This window comes from Fusibacter sp. 3D3 (assembly GCF_001748365.1).
GTDB lineage: Bacteria > Bacillota > Clostridia > Peptostreptococcales > Acidaminobacteraceae > Fusibacter_A.
This window is the reverse complement of sequence record NZ_BDHH01000009.1, coordinates 27,164-48,809: the sequence shown is the minus strand read 5'-3', so window position 1 is coordinate 48,809 and position 21,646 is coordinate 27,164. Positions and strand designations below refer to the sequence as shown.

Genomic DNA, 21,646 nt, shown 5'->3' with positions numbered 1-21,646 from the left:
ATAATCTCCAATACCCTCTAAAATTTTGTATTTTATGATTTGTAAAGTTCTTGATACGCACGCATCATTTCATCAATTGTAAAATGTGACTTATAGAATTTATAACCTTCATTTCCAAATTGATTTCGCAAAGCTTCACTGTCAATCAACGATATTATATTTTTTACAGCTTCTTCCACACGGCCGAGTTCGTATAGGTATCCCGTGACATTGGGGAGCACTAATTCACTATTCCCAGTGACATTTGAAGCTACAATAGGCGTTTTAGTACTCATCGTTTCAATTAAAGTATAAGGTAATCCCTCATAACGTGCAGAAGTTAAAAAAATGTCAAACCACAGATTAAATGTTTCGATCGATCGTTGATGACCCAAAAATAATACTCTGTCTGCAATATGCAAAGATTCTACCAAAGACTGCATCTCTTCAAGATATTCCCCTTCACCTACCCAAACAAAAGTCACATACGGTCTCTGACGGCATACTTGCTCAGCAATTTTTACAAATTCATGTGGATTTTTTTGAGTATAGAGCCTTGCCACAGTTCCAACAATCAAATGGCTTGTTGGAATTTTCCACTTTTGGTTCATTAACGCATGGTCCATTTTGATGTTAAACACAGAAATATCTTCAACACAATTATAAACCACTTGACACTTTGTCGCTTTAGAAATACCATTTATGACAGCAAATGCTTTTTCACATTCAGAAACATTAATCGTTCTAGTCGTGGCAATACGGGCAAGTATTTTCTCAGCATATAAATAAATAAGATGCTTGCCTCTTGTTATGGTTTGATTTTGAACAGCATAGGCATGTGGTGTATACAATATTTTTTTAATTCCAAGAAATTTAGAAACCAATCTACCTACAACACCTGCTTTAGAACTATGACAGTGTACAATATCAGGTTGAATATACTTTATCATTTTATAGACCTTAAAAAAAGCCAACATATCTAATTTAGGATGAATTTCTCTAATCAATTCGGGGACTTCATAAAAAGTGACCTGATCTTGAAAATCTTTTTTGACATCATAAAAACGATAGTCCAACCGACTTTGGCTGTGAATCACAGTTAATTCAATTTGTGAATAATCCAAATGTTTAATCACATCAACTATATGTCGCCCAACACCATCCATGATTGTTTCTGATATAATTACAATTTTAGTTTTCATAATTCAATCTTCCCAATCTCTTTACAACAATATAAGCGACCAAAATGCCCAACATAACGCCGATCATATCAATACCAACATCTCTCACATTCCCAGTTCTACCGACTATCAAAAGTTGATGTGCTTCATCAAAACTCGCATAGACCAATCCAAATGCCATCGTCTTTATATTTGTAAACCTAAGCGTATTATTTAAAGAAAATGCATAAACCAAACTCAGGCTCAATCCGAAGAATTCAAAAACATGTGCAGCCTTTCTCAAAAGAATCATACACATTTCGTTTTGATTGTAATAGTTCATTTCTTCAAAAGCACTCATTTCGTCAGTCTTAATATCGTTCCCCACAGTGTTTTTTTCGATGGCAATCATCACGTGTCCCGTTAAAACCCAAGACTTAGCCACATCAAGATGTGACATTGCAAATATTAAAAGCATCCAAAGCAAAACCATCAGCCATCTTATTTTTTTAGAACTTAAAAAAGTTTTCATTAAATCTCCTAAATCCTTTACTGTTATTCTCGTTCTCTATTCTTTTAAAAATGCTTGATTGACTTCATCAGGTGTTTTAAAAGTAGGAACCATTGCTTTAATTGCAGGAACTATCGGCAACATCTCCTCAAGTGTCTCTTTAAGTCTATCCAACCCCTTAAGGAGTTCATCTAATGTAATATCCATTGGTTTTGCCACAAATATTTTTTCATTCTCTGTTGAAACAAGTCCCTCTTCTGACATGAGCAGTTCTTCATAAAGTTTTTCTCCTGGTCTTAAACCCGAATACGTTACTTTGATATCTACATCAGGTTCAAAACCTGATAGACGAATTAGATCTCTTGCCAATGTATCAATCTTTACAGGATCGCCCATATCTAAAACAAATATCTCACCACCCATGGCAAATCCACCAGCTTGAATAACAAGCTGCGCAGCTTCTGGAATCGTCATGAAATACCTTATAATATCCGGATGTGTTACTGTGACTGGTCCGCCTTCCTTAATCTGCTTTTTGAAAATCGGAATAACACTCCCATTGCTCCCTAGAACATTGCCAAATCTCACGGCAACAAACTCGGTTTTATGCTTTTGGCTTGCAAACGCTTGGACAACCATCTCACATAATCGTTTACTCGCCCCCATAACATTGGTTGGATTTACAGCTTTATCCGTAGAGATCAATACAAATTTCTCTGACTCAAATTCAAAAGCAGACTTTGCAACATTGTAGGTTCCAAACACATTATTTTTAATTGCCTCTTCTGGGCTATCTTCCATTAAAGGAACATGCTTATGAGCTGCTGCATGAAAGACCACTTGAGGTCTAAATCTTTCGAACAATGATTTTATACGTTTTTCATCCCTTACTGAAGCAATAAAAACTTCAAGCGCTAAGTTGGGAAACGTTCTTTTGAGTTCAAGTTGTATATCATAAGCATTATTTTCGTATATATCCACTATAATGAGCCTATCAGGTTTATATTTAGCAATCTGTCGACAGAGCTCTGATCCGATTGATCCACCACCACCTGTGACCATGACCCTTTTTCCTTCAAGATATTTAGAAATTTGGCGATTGTTGAGCTGTACTTGTTCGCGCCCAAGTAAATCCTCAATCTCAACTGGCCTGATACTTGAATAAGCAATAGTGCCATCAATAATATCGTGTACTTTGGGTAAAATACTGATTTTAACCCCTGTATCTTTAACCAAATTCAAAATTTCTTTTTTGACGACTTCCGAGGCACTTGGCATAGCAAGAACGAGCATATTAATGTCCTCTTTTGCCAATGTTTTTAGAAGTTCCTGTTTATTGCCATAAACAAAGAGACCATGCATGCGCTGTCCTTTTTTGGAGACATCATCATCCATAAAGCCTACCACAGCATATTCGTTGTTTGCCCTTGCATTGAGCTCTTTGAGAACCATAACCCCCGCTTGACCTGCACCATATATAAGGACGCGTTTTTGATGCTGATGCCTGATAATTTCTTTAGGGCTCACATGAAAAAACAATCTATATGAAAATCGAGTCCCTCCGATAAAGATCACATCAAAAATGAATGATAGCAGCAAAATACTTCTAGGTATAAGCACTTTACTGAGTTCAGGGTGTCTGCTGATTAAAAAAAGGCCCCCCATGACAACACCCGTTCCAACAGCAGCAGCAATAATCACATCTATCATTTCTGTAATGCCTGCAAACCGCCAAATTTTACTATACATTTTCATTAGTATCAAGATAATCAACTTCGCAACTACCATCAAAATAATGCCATCGACAAGATGATACCTTAATTCTGTAGGAATCTGCTTAATACCGTCAAACTTTATCATGTAAGCCCATAAAAAGGACATAAAAAAACTTATTATATCCAAAAATACCAATACCCAAACCTTGTAAATTCTTTTATTCATTTATCTGCCTCTCAAAGGATTAATTCTATCAACCTATTATAACATACCGGAATAATTTCTGTTACTTGATTTCTAAATTCCTGTTGTTCCATTTCATTTGTTGTTCTGTGTATTCCATTGTTTCGTTGCGTACTACGCAACGAAACAATGGAACAATCTATGGAATACACAAGCGGCAAAAGCGGACAGAAAGAAAAGGAAAGGATCAATACGCAAAACGGTAGAGCTTTGGCCATCGCCTGCTCTACCGTTAATCATTATAGTTAATCCTTTTTATATCTAACATTTCACCCTTTGTTGTGTTACTGAATGGTAACTTCCACCCAATCTGAAGGCGTTTTCAATTCTTTTCCTGAAATATCTTTAAGGTACTCATCATCATGCTTAGGATTGTAACGCATATAAACCTTCATGCCCGATGAAGCCGTTGGCAATGTCCCATAGTAGTAATTTTCATAAAAACGAATCTTTGAGGTGCCTTTATAAGCATCCCCAGCACCGCGTTCTGGATTGCCATGGCCTTCTCCTTTAAGTGTTGTTTCAGCAACAACAGTTCCGCCACCATTGACAATTCTAATATCAAATAGACATCCAAACACACTGCCATCAATCAATCCCTCGTAAAAAACATTAAAGTAATGACTGTCATACGAAGCACTTGAAAGCGTTGGTGTATTAACAACTAAAGGCGTTATTGTACCCGAATTAATCGTCACGCGATCGCGCGCACATGTGGTCACCTCTGCCACAATATAAATTTCATAATTCGCCACAATTGATGGTGGATTTACAATTTCATACCCTAAATCCATGTGATTCATATTAAACTTTGTTTTTACCCTTTTAACAGTCAATTCATTGCTAGAATTAATTGCACTAAAATCACTTGCATAATAAGCTTTAATTTTATAATTATCAGCAGTCTGGTAATCTGTTTCTACACCTGGAATTATATTTATTCCAATATAATCAGAAGTAGAAGATACAAACACATCTTTAATCTTGGCTTCCGCACTTTGAACTTCTTCATGATTGAAACTTTCTAGTGCATTTGGCACTTGTGCTTTATCCGTAATACCAGTTCCTGTATAACTTAATGCCAACTCTGACACTTGAATATCAGAAGCCAACCCTGAAACACTGAGCACTACCGCATCATAATGTTTAATTGCATCTTCAAGGACGTCTACACCAGTGAGTGTTACAGAATTTCCCAAATAAGTGAGCTGAAAATCTGCCACCGCCGCTGTACTTGAACCATCCAGTTTACCAGAAGTGTAAACATATACTTTATTTTTCGCATTATTGATAAAAATATCTGCCACTGTTGGCGGATACTCATCCAGCTCATCTACAATTGGAGTTTCAATTTCTATGATCGTCGGCTCTTCTGATACCGTAATACCCTCTTCTAATACAATGGCAACAAGTGCCTTTTTATCATTTGGTTTAGACTCTGTTGTGACCGTATGAACCTCTGCATCGTTAATATCCAAATAACCATTATACGATGTCCATACAACGTCGTCTCCACTTCCAGTATGTCCGTGAATAACTGCCGTTTTATCTGGCTTTATATCCGCATTATAAGGATCTGCTATAAGATATGCTCTTACAGTGGACGTTGGTACGGCTTTCAATTTCATACTCACCGTAATATACCCCGCATTATTAATCGTCACTAGGGGATACCCCGTATCAAATCGATCATCTATAAATTGAGTCGTTCTAATTTCCCATACAGCTTTTAAAGTCATATTTTTATGGACAGGTTTTGAGAAATCATATTTGACATCATCTAAATACCATCCTTTGAAGGTATAACCCGTTTGGGTTGGTGTGGACGGCTCAGCGGCCAGCTGACCGTGAATAACCTCTTGCTTAGGGATACTGGTCGTATTCCCCTTGTCTATATCAAAGTATACCGTATACATTGTGGTAATTTCCTTAGATACAGTGGTGGAAATGCTCTTAGAAGTAATAATATTATCACTGACAAGTGGATCAGAAAGTGAAGGATCTTTTACCACGTATACCGCAATAATGCCACTCCCTGTGGTGTTCGATGCATTCAATTGATTTTCAGTCACCATTACTTTTCCTGTATTGGAAATTATAGAACCATTTTGAGCCACTGAAACCACTTCAGGGAAGTTAGAGACCCAAATGACATTTGCATTTACCATACTTGATGTTGTATATTGAACCGTTGCCGTTACCGTAATCATTTGTGCTGTGGTCATTTGAACGCTTGCTTCTGAAAGCGTTAAAACCGCCAAAGGTGCTTGGTCATTTTTATTATCCTCTTTGGAATCACTCGAATCCTTTGAATCATTCGAATTATTCGATGATGAGCCTCCTGTGGCTCCACCAACTGATCCTCCAGCTTGCGTATTATCCGTATTTGTGCCAGATTCCACTTTATTACCATTCACGGTAACTTCTTTTGCCTGATCACCTACAGTCATTTTTTCTACATTCGCATCAATACGACTGCTGTTTGCACTGACAGATGCTGCCTTTATTGTGCCTTTACCCGCAATATCAAATCCAACAGCACCCGCATTGACATTTAATTGTTGAATAGTCGATTTTTCAGGCAAGTTGATTCTAAAACCTTGTGTCAAAGCCTCTACAGTATTAAAATTTCCCACCAGTTCAACTTCTAATCCCTTTAATGTTTCTGCATCTAGGACCACCCGATTAAAGCCCTCTGCTGCCAATTCATCTTCTACCAAAATCGCACCAGAGGCCAAATAAGTGACATTGACACGTGTCGTACCTGATGCGACGATTCTAATTTTATTATTTGCCTTTTTGACAACTAAAGCACCTAATACACTGATGTTATTAAAGTGAATTGAATTCTCGCCACCACCTTTTACGATGATGTCTCCTTCAATCGTTACATTATTTAACGTAACATCGCCATCTCCCACGCTTTCCGCTATGTAGAGATCCCCTTTAATCAACATGTCTTCCAGCGTTACATCAGCTGATGTAATGGTGACGTTCCCATAAGTCACTTCTTTTTCACCTTTATAGGCGCCTTTAGCATTAAAAATTTCGCCGAATACTTTGCTGAGCATTGCCACCGATTCGCTACGTGTTATGCTTTGCGTTGCTCTAAAAGTGCCATCTGGGTAACCTGTAAGATAGTTCTGATCAACTAAAGCCCCAATCGCCTCTTTCGACCATGTACTGATTTCATCATAATCCTTAAAATGTGTTATTGAAGCTGATTTAGATGCCGCATTTTTCGATAAAATCTTTTTTACAATAACCGCAGCTTCTTCTCTTTTTATGGGCTTATTAGGATAGAAGGACCCATCCTCATACCCAGATACCAGCCCGTTGCTTGCTGCATTTTTAATGGTTTGGTAAAACCAATCTGAAGGTGTGACATCTTTAAATACCACTGCATTCTCTGTGGGTGTCAATCCAATGACGTTATTGAGCAATGTGCAAAACTCAGCACGTGTGATGGCTGCATTGGGTTTATAAACATTTCCTGCATAACCCGAAACGAGACCTTCCCCAACCCATTCTCTCATAATAATTTCTGACCAATGACCAGTCAAATCATCTTGAATTGCCACGTCGGCATAAACTGGTGTAAGCATTGTCGTTATCATGAGTGCCACGATCAACACCATTGACAATATTTTCTTCATATTTTCTTTTCTCCTTTTTTGGTATTTAGACCCAAATTTCATAATTCTATAACCCCCTTATTCCCAAGCGTTACGTCCACATGCATTGTGTCATCCTATGCTATGATATCAAACAAGCTTTAAAACAACAACGATTCTAGCCGTGTGTTTTTGTGCGATTTTGTGCGATTTTGTGCGCTTTTGTGCCACGTGTTTCCGCTTGTGTTTCCTTTTGGGTTTCCTTTTGGGTTTCCTCTTGTACCACGTACACCACGAAACACAAAACGAAATACACCACGAAATACAATGTAACAAACTTAATCGTCGGAACCGCCAAAAGGTGCATAACCTGAATCTCTTTCGACTATACTTCCTGGGTCAGCCCCAAACGGGATGTAATCACCAGTGGAGTAAGCGGTTTGACCATCTACAGTGCTTGTTGTATAAGAATCTCCTGTGGATCGAACTCTGTGCATATCTGTGTATTTATCGTAGATTGGTTCCCTATAAGAATCATTTGAACCTGATTCGCCTCGGTTATAAGTCCCGCTCCCTATATGAGCATGATCCACATGCGAAAACGAATCTGTATCCTCACCGTTAACGGGCATTCTGTTCGCATTTCCAGAGCGTGAATAAGGTGCATGTCTTCCTATTTGAGACGAAGTCTCTCTTTGATTTGCAATGCGTTCTTCTGGTTTTAGAGGTTTATACTCGCTATCAAAAAAACTGTAGATGATATAAATCAGATCCAATGGAATACACAAAACTTTGATCGCTAGAACATTTAAAAACCGGGTTCGAGCTCTTAAGAACAATATGACAAATGGGATAGCAATCATAATATAGAGGATTGCATTATGGTAAAATTTACTTTGAAAAAGCCAATTTACAATGTCATAACGGCTCATGCGTTCACTGAAGGCTTTATAGCCCATGAGTTCAGATATCCATACACTTTCCCAGACAAGTATCACCCAAGGACTTGCACTTAATTTATAGTCATAACAATATTCAACGAGCGTTTTTCTAAAATGAGCAGCGCACGTCAGAATGAAAAAAAATGCGTAAAATGCTATTTTCACACCAATAAATAATGCTGCCAATCCTATAATGATATAGATTAATGTAGACCACATAATAGAACCTCCTCGCCAAAACTCAGCTAAGAACTCGGCGTTTTTAATTTTCTTTTAGCTTTTTTTGTTTTTCTACTATCAAAGTCTAGAGTATCAAACGAGGTTTAAAACAACAACGATTCTAGCTGTGTGTTTTTGCGCGATTTTGTGCGCTTTTTATTTGTTTATTGTGTGATTTTTTTGTATACTATTACTGTTGCAATTTCTTTTTCCGTGCTCCAACACGGTGAAAATACTTACACAAATTCGAAGGATAGTCAGAGTGTCTAAAGTCAAAAATTGAGCAACCTTCTACCCTATGATGCCTTTTACCAGAAGTACACAATACAGCATAGGATCGAAGGTTTATTCGAAATTGACTTTTGACACTCTAACCAAGGATGGTTCTCTCATGAAATTTAAAAAAGCTCCTCATATTTTTGTGATCTTGATTTGCATTATCCTGTTTGCATGTTTGTTGACTTATTGGGTGCCCTCTGGGCAATACGAACGCTTAAAAGATATTGACACAGGTCAAACCCGTGTCATTCCAAACAGTTTTCATTATACTGAAATACCACCTGTTCCCCTTTGGAAAATACCTTCTCACATTTTCAACACGCTTGTCAGCACAAATGTCGCTCAAATGATTTTCTTTGTACTCATCATCGGGGGTGCTTTTGAGATCTTTTTGATCAGCGAATGTATAGAAGTCATCAGTTACCGGATGATTGCTTCACTTAAGACAAAACGGTTTCTTGTGATTCCGCTTTTTCTTACTTTTTTCTCAATTATTGGATTTTCAATGGGTTTGACCACGGCCTCGATTATTTTTGTCCCTATAGGGCTTACACTTTCAAAATTGCTTTCTTTTGATGATTTAACAGGGATATCCATGATCATGATGGGGACAAATCTCGGTTTCGCCGCAGGGATTTTCAATCCTTTTTCAGTGGGCATTGCGCAAACAATAGCGGAACTTCCACTGTTTTCAGGAAGTTCCCTTAGAATATTTCTCTGGCTTGTCTTATTGTTTACCACATCCTTCATGCTTATAAAACACGCTAAAAAAGTGAGCCCTGCTCTGCAGACAACTCACTCATTTGGCGCTGTAAATAATGCTTTACTCAATGCTCATGGTGTCAACAGTATTAAAGCTGTTGGCACGGGTGAAGATATTCAAAGCATTCGAAATATTCAAAGTGCTAGTCATGAGCTCAGTCTCCACCAAAAAAGGACACTCTTTGGATTTTGTCTTTTATGGGGGATGATCATGATCGGCGTAACGAAATGGCAATGGGGTATACCACAAATTGCCACTGCTTTTATGATCTTTGGGGTTGTCATTGGCCTCTTAATGGGCTATGACAGCACAAAGATCAGCGAATGCTATGTAACGGGTTTTAAGAAAATGACTAAAGGCATTATGATCATCGGTCTCGCTGCCACGACAAGAACCGTCCTCACAGAAGGACAGATCTTAGACACGCTTGCACATGCGCTCATTGAAAACATCCAGTTTCTGCCCCAATGGATTCAACTCTTAGGCGTATTCTATTCAAATTGTCTTTTAAATTTATTAATCACCTCAGGATCTGGACAAGCTGCACTGGTCATGCCCATCCTAACGCCCCTTTCCGATGTGCTGGGATTGACACGTCAAGCCGTAGTGCTCGCTTTTCAACTCGGGGATGGCCTCACCAATATTACCTCTCCCCTCTCCACAACACTAATGGGCGTTTTAGCCGTTTCCAACATTCAATACAATCGTTGGCTTAAGTTTTATATGCCTTTCCTTAGTGTCTATATCCTAATTGGTACCTTTTTCATTATTTTTGCTGGTTTAATCGGCTACTAACTATAGGCAACCACAGTTATTATTATATGTTAAATATTTCCAACAGCTTTGCCAGTAGATCTTCTTTTAATAAGTGTTGCCTCTAAAGAAACATGAAGCGCCTTTTCCATATCGCCTTCTTCTGTATCACTTTTTTCCATAATGCGAAGTGCCATACTCACTGCAGCTTCTCCGAGCGCCTTCTTAGGGACTTCAAATGTCGTCAGCTGATACGCTTCAAATTTGCTAAAAGGTAAATTATCATGCCCCATCACTGAAATATCCTCAGGCACTCTAAACCGATACTTTTTAAGCGTATCAATAACGCCAATTGCCATAAGATCACTGGCACACCAAATCGCCGTGGGTAAATTATTAGTTTTGATAAGCGTCTCCATCAAAATGCAACCCGCAGAATACGTATCTGAACTTTCCCCTTCTAAGTAGACTACTGGCTCAAGATTATTTTTGATCATCGCTTTTTCATAGCCCTCTTTTTTTTGCATAATCGTTTTGTTCATCGGGTGATATAAAAACAAAAAAATTTTTTGATGTCCCAAATGGTACAAATAATCAACTGCCAATGCCGCACTTTTTGAATAATTTAAATGCACACAATGTTCTTCCTCTGAATCTACTTTACCACCTATAAAAATAAGCGGCACAGTTTGATCACAAATTTGTTTGATGTCTTCAATATCACTTGAAATAGGTGAAATAATCAATACACCCACTCTATTCTCACACATAATTCTACAATATTGTCGCTCAAGATCTTTATTACGAGCAGAAACCCCCAATAAAACCGAATGATTTTTGTGTGCAGCCGCTTCAGAAATTGATTGAAAAGCCTCATTATAAGCAGTATCCGCTCCCAATGAGGGCACAATCATGCCAATGTTATGTGCTGTGTTTTTAGAAGACAAATGCCTTGCAGAAGCATTTGGCATATAACCAATCTCATTTGCAACAGAGATCACCTTTTTTTTTAAAGCACTTGATATATCTGGCGCATCTTTCAACGCTTTTGAAACAGCCACATGCGACACCCCGACTAACTTTGCAATGTCTTTTATTGTAGGCTTCTTATGATCAGACTGCTTTGTAGACATTTATAAATCACTTCCTCAGGATAGGGTGATATTATTATACCATAACGAACAAGAATATTGACAAGAAAAACGGAAATATGCTATAGTTTACTTAAACGTTAAAGCTGTTGCTATTCTACTGTTTTTTGCGAATAATTTTTCTTCTTCATGGAGGTTACATATGAAAAATCAACCTTTTCATCTTGTGCTCAGATTGATCTTTGACGAGTTTGATATTGAAAACGATTATATTGCAGCACGCCTTGATCGCTGCCCCAGTCGCATTAGACACTGGAAATCCGATTCCTATCCAAGCCGGAAACTGCTATCACCTCTAATATCTGAAATAAATAACTGTATCTCAAATAATGCCACTGATATCCAAAGGACTACTTTTAAAACCACATTGCTCACCACTTTAAAAGAAAACAAGCACGACCTCGCAAGCAACATTAAAAATCATGCCGCTTCAGAAGATGATATCTCCAAAATAGTAGAATATACCCTACGATCACTTTATCCACAGCGCTCTCCACAGTGATCTTCGTTACGTTGTGTACCACGTACGCAACGTAACACGCAACGAACGTAACACCAGCGACCGTCAAATTCATCTCACAGCTTCTCTAAAAGCATTTCAAACTCATCAAGATATGCTTTTGTTGTTTTCCACGAAAGCTCATATGTAAATTCAAACCTTTGAATTAAGCCATCTCGAACGACATCACTTGCACCTTCTTGCTGAAATTCAACTACTGCTTCTCTCAATCTATCCACTGCATTTTTAAAATTAGCTCTCTTGGTTTCTAACTTACTCATATATGACGACACCTTCTTTCTTAATGTTATCCAAAAATTCATCGTTCAAATCTGCGTTTACAAATACGACATCTATTTTCTTAAGCGTACGAATATCCTCTATAGCTTCACGTAACAACATTTGATCCATAAGTGATAAACTTTTTCCGAAAATTGCAATGTCATAGTCGCTGGTGTCTAAATGATCTCCCCTTGCAGCGTAAGAGCGTAAGAGCGTACCACGTACAGGAGGAAACAAACTTAAGTTTGTTTCCTCCTGTACGTGGTACACAGCGAAACGCGCAGCGAAACGGCTTCGCATCACGGTTCTACGCAAAGTTCTTCATACCCTGCCCTTTTTTTTATGACGATCATTTTGGACACTTCAATGAGTTCCGGCGCTTTCAAATTTTGAAACTGCTTCAAACGTCTCTCTGAAATCACTTCAGACGACAACGATCTTTGATAATTCGCCTTGTTAAAAAATGAAATATCCAATCCTTTATACCTTTGTTTTAATCGGTCTGCAATCAGCATGCCCTCTGGATCAAAATCACCACTATAATGAAGCAAATGCCCCAGATCCACAAGATAATCCAGGACCACATAAACCAGCTTGTTAATTTGTCCACTTGTACAAATCGCTGCCAAATCAGGCTGCAAGCGAATCGCCGAAAAGAATGTCGATGGATTCTCAAAGCAATAGACATCCTGCGTTTTACCGTTAATATAGGCTACCTTTTTAAGGTTAAGTTCCGTCACATAAAGGGGTTCACCCCGTTCTGAGAAACAACCCCACCCCAAAGGTGCATCGTTTAAATCAAAAGCTTCTAACCCAAAGGTCAAAACCATCCGTGGCTTTTCATCAGTCCTCAAATTAAAAGCTTCAAAAAGAGCATCTATTTCTGATAGTGTTTTAGGTTCTCTCATCCCTAATTGGGTCATCGCAAAATAGATAAAAAGTTTTCTAAGTGGCATGCCTCTATCCAGCGCATGGGGATTACCAGTTGCAAGACCTGCAGCCATTGGGATACCCAACCCCTCCTCGTGAAGCGCGCAATATTTCAACAATGCCTCTAAGTTAGACACCAATATTTTTAAATCATAATCATTTCGATCCGAATACAATTCATTGATATACTTATAAGCTCTATCCTCTGAACAACTATAGGCCTTTTCCAGCCACTCTAAAAGTGCACGATTCGAAACCGTGCTCAAAATTTCCAGCATAAAGTTCTGCTTAAGGGTATACAATTGGTTAAACTCTTCCTTTTTACTTTGAATATCGGTCTTAAAATAAGAGGATAAAAGAACCTCTAGCGTAACACCTTCAAACACCGTTCCCGCAAAGGCTTCTTGAAATTTAAGCAAAGAGATCCGAATACTTTTTGTCCCTTCAAAATCGCGCTTGAAAAGCCCTTTTAAAAACTGAAGTTCCCCTTGTGTAGGCATTTGAAGCACAAAGAAACCTTTAACAGCCCCATAGGAGCGGTATTTATTTTTCAATCCCTTTAAAATGCGCTGAGTATCATGGGCTTTTAAATACTGAACACACGCTTCATGAATATCCATAGCCTATGCCTCACTTGCAATGATCTCTCTGACAACACCATTCCATTTATAACGTATCGTCGTCACAAAAGTAGCATTTTCAGGTCGTATCAGCTCATAAATACTCAGAGCGGGCACTGTTTCATAGTCCCCGAAAAGCACCTGTGAATTTGCAATAAACCCCAAATTAAGTTCTTTTACCAAAAGTCTAAACATGTCCGTTATGTTGCGCTCATCAACCCCAGCAAAAGCCTCATCAAGAGATACGATTTTGGGACAGTCCCTATTGGCACCCGCGTATTTCGCATAGACCGCCGAAAAAAGAGGCACATACATCGCCATCGCTTTTTCACCACCACTAAAGGTAAAGAACGCATTGTTGGTAAGCTCCTTGCGTTTTTCACCTTTTTTGGTATAAAAAAGTTGAAACTGAAACCACTTGCGATAATCCAGAATATCCTTCATAATGGTCAGAAAACTTCTCGTATCCGTTGTATCCTCTAATTTTATTTTGCTTTCCAAAATTTTGGATTGAAAGTGACCGATTAATCGATCCTTCTGTTCCCGCGTCAGCAAGGCCTGATCTCCTCTTAAAAGTGCCACAAGCTCTTTTGTACTCAATTGCCCTTCGCTTTCCGCCTCTTTTGTTACCCATTTTAGATGAAAAGACAGACCACTTGAAGTATCCATACTGTTCATCAGTTCATCTATTTTTTTTACCCATTTTTCACTATGATAAATTTTAGCACTGATCTGTCGACTTACCGAATTGATCAAAATCTCTTCAAAAAGCGCTCGATCTTGTTCACTCAAAAGAGAACTCTGCTCAATAATTTGGCCTTCAATCCAATTGGATAACTCATTAAACTTCATCGTTTTCCCTTGAACTTTGCCTATAAAATCTGCGCGCTCAATATGGGTAATATCATCATCCGAGCAAGATTCATCACACAGTTCCCTAAATAGATAATTGAGCTTCAAATGGTACTCCGCCAGTTCTCCCGATTCCTTAATAAACCTTTCCTTCAGCAGATCCGTATACATGAGCACCGTTTTATGTTCTTCTAGAAATGCACCATAAGTTTCAAGAACCGCTTTCGCTGAATTGACATACACACTTATTGGCACATCCCCTGACTGCTGAATCGACGCTTCATCATATGCCATCACATACCCGAGTGCATACTCTTCAATAAAAGCAATTTGATAGCGTTTTCTCTTATGCTCTAACCGCGTGAGCATTTCTGACAGTTCATCCAATTTATCCAGTAATTGCTCCCCTTTGGCTTTCAGTGTGGATTGTTCTTGAACCAACCCTTTGTACAAAATTGGCAATTCTATCAGCCTCGTGCGACAAGTCTCAATCTCTCTTCGAATTTCCTCAAAGTCAGAAGCCTTGAGCTGGCTTTGAATATCCTGCAGTCTCGCTTTCGCGCGTATCCATTCTCTCTCGTTTTGTGTCTTTTCGTAACGCAAAACTTCTTGGGTTTCCAGACAACCATCTCTTTGTGTCCGCAATGTGCTCAAATGATCCCCTGCAAACCGCTTCTTTTGATCAAATTGTTTAAATTCATTATACTGTGACAAATAAGTTGACAGCGCTTCGTCTGCATGTTCAAAAATTGTTTCATTTAAAGTAAGATATATCCCCTTACTCACCTCAAAGACATTTTGACGAATCACCTTCAATTTCTCATAAAGCTTCTCTGACTCCGTACGGTGATAAGTTTCTTCTGTTTTAAGCACTGAAAGCATATGCTGAGCCTTATTAACTTCTGTGAATGCAACTTCCAAATCTTGATTAGAAGGCATATTTTGCCAATCCATTAACATAACTTTCAGTTGAGTTTGATGCGCTTCCATTAAACTTTCAAAATGCTTTAACTGCGTCTTCTCTTGATTTATCGTCTCACGAATCTCACCTAAAAGCGTCTGCTTATACTGCTTTCGTGCGGCAATGCCAATGTATCTAGAATTATATTGTCCTGAAACTTTACCTTTTACGATGCCCATGCCATAAACGCCGTTTTCAGAAATAAAAAAGTGCTGCGGCGTGTCGTTTAGTAAAATACTCATCAGAACATCTTCCACAAAATTCTTTGAGAAAGTGGAATCCTTTTCTTCCGCAATAAGACATTGCGTTAAATTATGACTTAAAAATTCAGGAGATGCAAAGATATATTTATCCGCATGCCCTGCATCCATATGATCCACAATCTCTTTATGTTCAGGTGAAATCAGAAGTGCATCTAAAATCCCCATATCTTCAAGCGCTTCTTCTACCATCCCCTTCATCTCTTCTGATAAATTCAATTCAAAATCAATTGCTTTATAGAGTGGCACAAATGGAATCCCCTGCTCCACGAGGCGGTTCCTGTTTCGTATAACCGACTCACTTCGATGGGGTTCAGGCTCCTTCTGAGCTTCGAGCGTTTTGTATTCATTTTCTAAAATTGATATTTTATCCACAATAAGTTCTTTTTCTCCAGATAGCTTGTGGAGTGCAATCTGTTCTTTCGCCTTCACCTGATCATAAGCTGATCTCAGAGGTTCTAGGACTTGATCAAACCGATGCGTTTCATTGTATCCGTATACGCGCTCAACGACTTGTTGTAGCACATGCCTTTCAACCTTTAGTGCGCCGTTTTGCTCTTCCCATTTAATAATTTGCTCAGCAAATTCCTCTTTAACAGCATTCAACTGGCGCTCTGTCTCTTGTACAAATCGCGACTGCTTATCCACTTTTAAACTTGAAGCCTCGACTATTTTCAAAGCTTCATCATATCTAAGCGTCATTTCCGTCTGTGTTTTCAAGGCCCTTAGTATTTCTTTTACGCGATTCTGGTATTGAGCTAATTGTAAGTTATGATACTTAAAATTATAAGTTTCCTCGGATTTTAAATACTCTTCTATGAAAAAAGCATGTTCATCAAATCCAGCAGCATCCGCTTCTTCAGCCATAGCATCCATACTTTTCTTCAGTTCACGTTCAGCCTCATCGCAAAGGTTTTGTTTCTCTTTAATGGCATATTTTAGCGTATTTTCATTTGAAATCTGTGCCTCAAGCTGTTCTTCTTTCATGCGATCTACATTGGCATAGCGCTCCACAGCGTCTTTTAAAGCTTCCCCTTCGTGAGCAAGCTGAGCCAAATCATGTTGTTGAAGGCTTATCTCTTTGAGCTTTAGTTGCGCTTCTTCATCTTCTAAATGATGTAATTCATGATGGATCTCTAAAATGCGTTCTTGCGCTTTTTTATTTTCAAGCTCAAAGGCTTGTTGCGCTTTAACCCCTTGCTTCTCCTCATCATAGTATTGCAGATAACGTTTCGCTTTCTCTGTCAGCATATACGTATTGTATTTGTCATAAGCACTCTGAATTTTGGCAAGACTTCGCCTAGACGCATTTAAAGCTTCAATCTTCAACTTGATATCATCCATGTTTTCGATGGCCTCCGACATGGGTCTTAAGTCCTCATCGCTCAATGTAACGAGTGAATTTTGCATGATTTCATACATGGTTGTGGGTTTAAATTCTTTACTTAACTTTGGAGAACGAATTTGAATGAGCAGCGTAATCAGCTCCTCAAAATCAGAAATGTCCGAATAGCCGAACAAATGCTCGTTTACCGCCATCTTGTAATCGCCTTGTTTAGTGTATACCACCCCCCCTTGGCCTATCCTATTTTCCAACTCGCGCTGTGAAAATGGTATCTTGTCCCCGATATCTCTGTAAAGCGAAAAATCCAAATGATTGCCTATGCGCCTATTATCAAGCAAAATAAAATACCACGTCTGCATGGGCATATTTTTTCGCGCCCTCATGCCCATGCCAATCGTCAAGTATCGATGGACTTCCTTTTTTTCAAATTCCAAGTATAAATAGCCTGTTCGTTCCTCTAAATCCAAGCCGTCACTCAATAAATAACTGTCCATTTTTCGCGCTTTAGATCCAAATGGATCAAGACGTTCGGGACTTTTGTTCCCATCAAATAAAAGCGGCACAAGACTTTGCATTGTAACAGATTTTCCAGAACCATTGGACCCACGAAGCAGCAACCTTCCCTCTTCAAAATGAAAAATCTCATCGTCATAATACCAAAAGTTGATTACCCCAGCCCTGCTAATCTTCCAATCTTCCATCTATGTCCTCCTTCTTTAGCCAATAATCTGCAGGATAACTTCCGACCATTTTTGCTGCAGCTGGTAAAATCCAAACTTCCTTATGCATCTTTTGAATTTCAATCATCCCAAACCCACTCATAAAAGCATCTATTTCTTCTCGCAACGCTTTTGGTGCAAGTTCACGATACTTTTTTGTCCAGCCAGCATGATACTTTGTCCTAACCTCTTGTATAAACATATCCCATTTAACTTGTGAAAGGTGTATTTTATCCGTCGACAAACGTTCGAAACGCTCTTCTCTCACCGCTTCCCTGATTTCAAAACAGACCTGTAATACAACATCAGACAAATTCCGTCGATTCGGCAAGGCATCGATTATCCCATTTGAATCTGGGAATATGAGCATCGCACCATTTTTATGCAGGTGAAAATCTACGCCCAGATAGCGCTCAAAATCATAAGTTAATGTGCTTCTCATATTTTTAATGTACAAGTAATCTTGATCTTCAGCACCCTGTTGGTAGACAATGGGTTCTAAGACAAGTCGTCGATACACCCTATAACGTCTCACGATACCTCTTTCCCCATCATCACTTTGCCAGTCCAAAGCTTCAAGCTCTTTAAGCGAAGTCATCGGCGTAATATCGAATGGAAATCGCCTCATAAAATACTTTGAAGCTCCAGTATTCTCATACAGCACTTCAACAGAACTTTCTGAACCAGCAAACCCACTGTCATCGCCATCACTCATGAGAATAATAGACTCTTCTTTGCAAAAATCCAGCACTTTTATCAGAGAGCGACGATCACGGTAAACAGTCCAATCAATTAGACCACTTTCAGTGGGTTGACTCTTAATATAGTCTGTCAATTGCGAAAGGACAAACTGCTCTTCGGGCTCTTTATCTTCAAGGAACATTAAGACATAACATAAAAATACATACGCCTTTGGCATGTCAAACGATTCAATCCCCATCCAACTCTGACTTTTACCAGAGAGCTTTTCCACCTTTACCATCAACGGGTTGATCATAATGGCATAGCCTAATTTATCTTTAAAAAATTCTTGAAATTCTTTCAAGTGATCTTTAATCTTAAAATACAAATCGGGATTATTCTTTTTTAGAACCCATCTTTGATTCAGCAATTCTCTTATTTCTTCCATCTAGTCCGCCTCAAATTTTAAAATATATGCGGGTAAGGTCATGATACCGTCTTCAGATTCTAGCGTACACAACTTTTTTTCTCCTGGATTTAAAACGCTAAATTTTTGCCCGTGTTCCGTCATGACAACCTCATTGATTTGAGAAATGCCCTTTTGAATCCATTTGAGCAAACTGCGCCTAACAGTCGATTGCACAAAACCAAGTTTTTCCATTTCTATTATCCCAGACGCCGTGTAGCTTAAGAGAATTTCTTTTTCTATCTCACGCGCCTTTAGAATCTCTTCACGTTTTTGCATCTTCTCTTGAGTACGATCTATAATAGCCGTCTTCTTTATTTTTTCGCGATAAGTCCTCACCCTTGGTGAAAGAACTTGAGTCATAGGCCCTTCATCGTAAATTGAAGATTGGATGTTCTCTGTTTGTCTTGTGTAATCTCCTACAAAATGTCTGTATCGTGCCACACCAAAAACTTGAGATGCAAAATGATGCGCAGTATCAATCTCTTCCATTTTCGAAAAAATAGTCGCAAGTGTCTTGTATTCTTCTTTTCTACCCGAGTATTGATTAGACTGTTCTAAAATAGTCGCTGCATAGCGCGTTACCCTGCGAATAATTTCATTGGTCATGGTCATAATGATTTGAAGCTCACTCTCTCTCTGTTGTTCTCCTAAAAAAAAAGCCTCCAAGCTCATGTATTTCCCTCTGATATTCGCATAGACATCATTTCTATGAAGCGCCTCCATATCTACCCTAGGGACTTCCATCTCATAATCTGTTACATGGTTATAAAGGCGCTCTTTATCTTCCTGAGCAATCGTCTTTAAAAAAATAGAAATTTCGTGTCCGTGCTGCTGTAATGCTTTAATAAAATGTCTTAAATAATCGACAAGTTTTTCTTTATATATAAGGAAGTGTTTCGTTTTAAGAAGTTCTTCTGCTTTAGCACCCGACCAATCTCGAATATAATCCTGATAACTTTGATTTAACCTCTGAAAATCACTGACTAAGCCGCTCCACCAGCCCCCTACAGTCATAGACTCTTCATTGAGCATTTGAGGCAACTGCTTGATCTGACTTTTTAACCGCTCCATCAGCGTCGGTTCTAATGAACCCCCTTCAATAAACAAGTTTTCAATTCGAACAGACATACGCTCTATTTCAATAGCATATTCAGTCATTTGATATCTAAACTGTTTATTTACAAATTGTTGATAAGTCATCACCTTAGATGTATCCTGAACAGCATTCAAGTTTCCCCACTGATGCAATGCCTCTAAATCCTGAGTACACATATCCATCGTATAAGTCTCAAAAGTCTCGATCTCTCTCAACGCTTTAAAGACATCCTCTTTATTCATCCAATGCCGATACCGTTGATCGTTAATGTAAAAAATTCTCATAATAGCGCGATAACGCCACGCATTTTCCACCGACAAATACCTTGTCTCCAAAATAGGTTTTAATGATTTCAACTGCATCCCGTACATCCTTCACATGTATATTTATGCCCTTGTGAGTTTCGTTGCGGAGTTTCGTCGCGTACCACGTACGCGACGAAACTCCACTCAACTCTATCATACTACAATCTTTTCTAAGCTTGCAATGAAATTATTGATTTTTCTCCCTTTGTGACCGTAGTATATTCTTGCTGTACACTTTTGCTCTGCTCTCGCTCTTGCCTCACAATTTTTCTGACGCCCTGTTGCGTAAAATTCAAAAAAACTGCGATCTCATCTATTTTATAGCCCTGTTCTATGGCCTTTATGATAAAATCATTTCGTTCTAAAATAACGGATTTAGATTGCGCCTTTTCTTTAGTCCATTTTCGGATCTCCTGTTGATCACACCAATTTTCAAAAAAAAGATCGATTGATTGCGTCGCCATAATTTTCTCATTCCCCATCCAATCACCGTTCACTTGATCTAATTTAGTCAACAACATGGTCTTATATATACGCCATGCATCTGCATCAGAATGTGCCAATCCACGTAAAAGCCTCTTGCTTGATATTAAAACAGGATTACCTTGCCTGAATTCAAAATGACTACTCCATCGATACTGATCTGGGCGTTTAACAATCCCTGCCCTTACAGGATTAAACAAAATATACTGGAGTACTTTGTAAAATTGCGCTTGCGTTTCTATTGGAAAACATTTATACCGTTCGCTGAATATAGTGCCTATTCTTTTGTATTTTTTATTAAAGTACTTACTGTATGTCATATTCAGCTTATGCATTACATTGCTGATAGGCGTCTCTTTCATTTCTATCAAAAAATGATAATGGTTATCCATCAAAACATATGCAAGCATATAATAGGGATCTGTTTCTTTAATAGCCTTTGCTAATTCAAGTAAAACAATCTTATCCGTTTGATCATCAAAAATATAGGCCTTATTATTGCCACGCTGTATGATATGATAAATACCACCTTCGTGATAATTTCTTTTTTCTCTAGGCACTTTATCTACACCTCCCAACGCATTAATATTCCTCTAAAAGTCTCTTATGTATAATTATACCATTTTATAGCTGAAACACAAAGCTTTTTTTCCCGCTCAATGGCTCTGTAGTGCTGTTTCTATTTGGATTGGATGTTATAGTGCGTTTCATAGTGTACGTGGTACACTATGAAACGCACTATTGAAACAGCACTACTCACTACGGAAAACCACAACGGCACGAAAATAGACAGTACACATCTTTAAATATTTTTG

The 21,646-nt window shown here is 38.5% G+C and carries 15 protein-coding genes; 2 read left to right on the top strand and 13 right to left on the bottom strand.

All coding sequences use genetic code 11. The features are described 5' to 3' along the window. Positions 1-32 precede the first annotated feature (32 nt). From F3D3_RS11545 to F3D3_RS11520, 5 genes are all read right to left on the bottom strand, one after another. Complete coding sequence (locus F3D3_RS11545) at positions 33-1,181, bottom strand: glycosyltransferase family 4 protein (RefSeq protein ID WP_069874084.1); 1,149 nt, start codon at positions 1,179-1,181, stop codon at positions 33-35. After that, complete coding sequence (locus F3D3_RS11540) at positions 1,171-1,671, bottom strand: VanZ family protein (protein WP_069874083.1); 501 nt, start codon at positions 1,669-1,671, stop codon at positions 1,171-1,173. Before F3D3_RS11540 ends, F3D3_RS11545 begins: the two co-directional genes overlap by 11 nt. A gap of 36 nt (positions 1,672-1,707) precedes the next feature. Next, positions 1,708-3,591: a nucleoside-diphosphate sugar epimerase/dehydratase gene (locus F3D3_RS11535; protein WP_084388984.1), complete on the bottom strand. Its 1,884-nt coding sequence runs from the start codon at positions 3,589-3,591 to the stop codon at positions 1,708-1,710. A 302-nt stretch (positions 3,592-3,893) separates the two neighbouring features. After that, positions 3,894-7,265: an S-layer homology domain-containing protein gene (locus F3D3_RS11530; protein WP_175438358.1), complete on the bottom strand. Its 3,372-nt coding sequence runs from the start codon at positions 7,263-7,265 to the stop codon at positions 3,894-3,896. A 296-nt stretch (positions 7,266-7,561) separates the two neighbouring features. After that, a complete protein-coding gene (locus tag F3D3_RS11520; protein ID WP_069874078.1) occupies positions 7,562-8,383 on the bottom strand; it encodes a hypothetical protein in 822 nt (273 codons plus the stop codon). Between the two features lie 391 nt (positions 8,384-8,774). Here F3D3_RS11520 and F3D3_RS11515 point away from each other — a divergent pair, with 391 nt between their 5' ends. Then, positions 8,775-10,220, top strand: a complete 1,446-nt coding sequence (locus tag F3D3_RS11515) for a YfcC family protein (RefSeq protein WP_069874076.1) — start codon at positions 8,775-8,777, stop codon at positions 10,218-10,220. Positions 10,221-10,249: 29 nt separating this feature from the next. Here F3D3_RS11515 and F3D3_RS11510 read toward each other — a convergent pair whose 3' ends face one another. Next, on the bottom strand, positions 10,250-11,311 hold the full coding sequence (locus F3D3_RS11510) for a LacI family DNA-binding transcriptional regulator (RefSeq protein WP_069874075.1): 1,062 nt from the start codon (positions 11,309-11,311) through the stop codon (positions 10,250-10,252). Between the two features lie 160 nt (positions 11,312-11,471). On the opposite strand from F3D3_RS11510, the gene F3D3_RS11505 reads away from it, so the two are divergent. Next, positions 11,472-11,831 carry a hypothetical protein gene (locus F3D3_RS11505; RefSeq protein WP_069874073.1) on the top strand — a complete coding sequence of 120 codons (360 nt, stop codon included), beginning with the start codon at positions 11,472-11,474 and terminating at the stop codon, positions 11,829-11,831. 74 nt (positions 11,832-11,905) lie between these two features. Here F3D3_RS11505 and F3D3_RS11500 read toward each other — a convergent pair whose 3' ends face one another. The 7 genes from F3D3_RS11500 to F3D3_RS11470 all read right to left on the bottom strand — a co-directional run bounded on the left by F3D3_RS11500 (position 11,906) and on the right by F3D3_RS11470 (position 21,391). Next, entirely contained in the window at positions 11,906-12,109 is a 204-nt protein-coding gene (locus tag F3D3_RS11500) for a nucleotidyltransferase substrate binding protein (RefSeq protein WP_069874071.1), read from the bottom strand. Further along, on the bottom strand, positions 12,102-12,347 hold the full coding sequence (locus F3D3_RS24120; protein ID WP_069874070.1) for a nucleotidyltransferase domain-containing protein: 246 nt from the start codon (positions 12,345-12,347) through the stop codon (positions 12,102-12,104). Before F3D3_RS24120 ends, F3D3_RS11500 begins: the two co-directional genes overlap by 8 nt. Positions 12,348-12,409: 62 nt before the next feature. Beyond that, positions 12,410-13,660: a TIGR02679 domain-containing protein gene (locus tag F3D3_RS11490; protein ID WP_069874068.1), complete on the bottom strand. Its 1,251-nt coding sequence runs from the start codon at positions 13,658-13,660 to the stop codon at positions 12,410-12,412. Between the two features lie 3 nt (positions 13,661-13,663). After that, positions 13,664-17,779: a TIGR02680 family protein gene (locus tag F3D3_RS11485; RefSeq protein ID WP_069874066.1), complete on the bottom strand. Its 4,116-nt coding sequence runs from the start codon at positions 17,777-17,779 to the stop codon at positions 13,664-13,666. Next, positions 17,760-18,926: a TIGR02678 family protein gene (locus F3D3_RS11480; RefSeq protein WP_069874065.1), complete on the bottom strand. Its 1,167-nt coding sequence runs from the start codon at positions 18,924-18,926 to the stop codon at positions 17,760-17,762. Before F3D3_RS11480 ends, F3D3_RS11485 begins: the two co-directional genes overlap by 20 nt. Further along, the gene (locus tag F3D3_RS11475; protein ID WP_069874063.1) at positions 18,927-20,405 is read right to left on the bottom strand and encodes a TIGR02677 family protein; all 1,479 of its coding nucleotides are present in this window, start codon (positions 20,403-20,405) and stop codon (positions 18,927-18,929) included. 113 nt (positions 20,406-20,518) lie between these two features. Beyond that, positions 20,519-21,391, bottom strand: coding sequence for a transposase (locus tag F3D3_RS11470; protein WP_069874062.1), 873 nt, complete (start codon positions 21,389-21,391; stop codon positions 20,519-20,521). Positions 21,392-21,646 lie beyond the last annotated feature (255 nt).

Bases quoted from the DNA above. Each gene is read 5' to 3' on its own strand.
- F3D3_RS11510 (WP_069874075.1), bottom strand. From the start codon at position 11,311: ATGTCTACAAAGCAGTCTGATCATAAGAAGCCTACAATAAAAGACATT.
- F3D3_RS11485 (WP_069874066.1), bottom strand. From the start codon at position 17,779: ATGGAAGATTGGAAGATTAGCAGGGCTGGGGTAATCAACTTTTGGTAT.
- F3D3_RS11515 (WP_069874076.1), top strand. From the start codon at position 8,775: ATGAAATTTAAAAAAGCTCCTCATATTTTTGTGATCTTGATTTGCATT.
- F3D3_RS11535 (WP_084388984.1), bottom strand. From the start codon at position 3,591: ATGAATAAAAGAATTTACAAGGTTTGGGTATTGGTATTTTTGGATATA.
- F3D3_RS11475 (WP_069874063.1), bottom strand. From the start codon at position 20,405: ATGCAGTTGAAATCATTAAAACCTATTTTGGAGACAAGGTATTTGTCG.
- F3D3_RS11530 (WP_175438358.1), bottom strand. From the start codon at position 7,265: ATGAAGAAAATATTGTCAATGGTGTTGATCGTGGCACTCATGATAACG.
- F3D3_RS11545 (WP_069874084.1), bottom strand. From the start codon at position 1,181: ATGAAAACTAAAATTGTAATTATATCAGAAACAATCATGGATGGTGTT.
- F3D3_RS11500 (WP_069874071.1), bottom strand. From the start codon at position 12,109: ATGAGTAAGTTAGAAACCAAGAGAGCTAATTTTAAAAATGCAGTGGAT.
- F3D3_RS11520 (WP_069874078.1), bottom strand. From the start codon at position 8,383: ATGTGGTCTACATTAATCTATATCATTATAGGATTGGCAGCATTATTT.
- F3D3_RS11540 (WP_069874083.1), bottom strand. From the start codon at position 1,671: ATGAAAACTTTTTTAAGTTCTAAAAAAATAAGATGGCTGATGGTTTTG.
- F3D3_RS11505 (WP_069874073.1), top strand. From the start codon at position 11,472: ATGAAAAATCAACCTTTTCATCTTGTGCTCAGATTGATCTTTGACGAG.
- F3D3_RS11480 (WP_069874065.1), bottom strand. From the start codon at position 18,926: ATGGAAGAAATAAGAGAATTGCTGAATCAAAGATGGGTTCTAAAAAAG.
- F3D3_RS11490 (WP_069874068.1), bottom strand. From the start codon at position 13,660: ATGGATATTCATGAAGCGTGTGTTCAGTATTTAAAAGCCCATGATACT.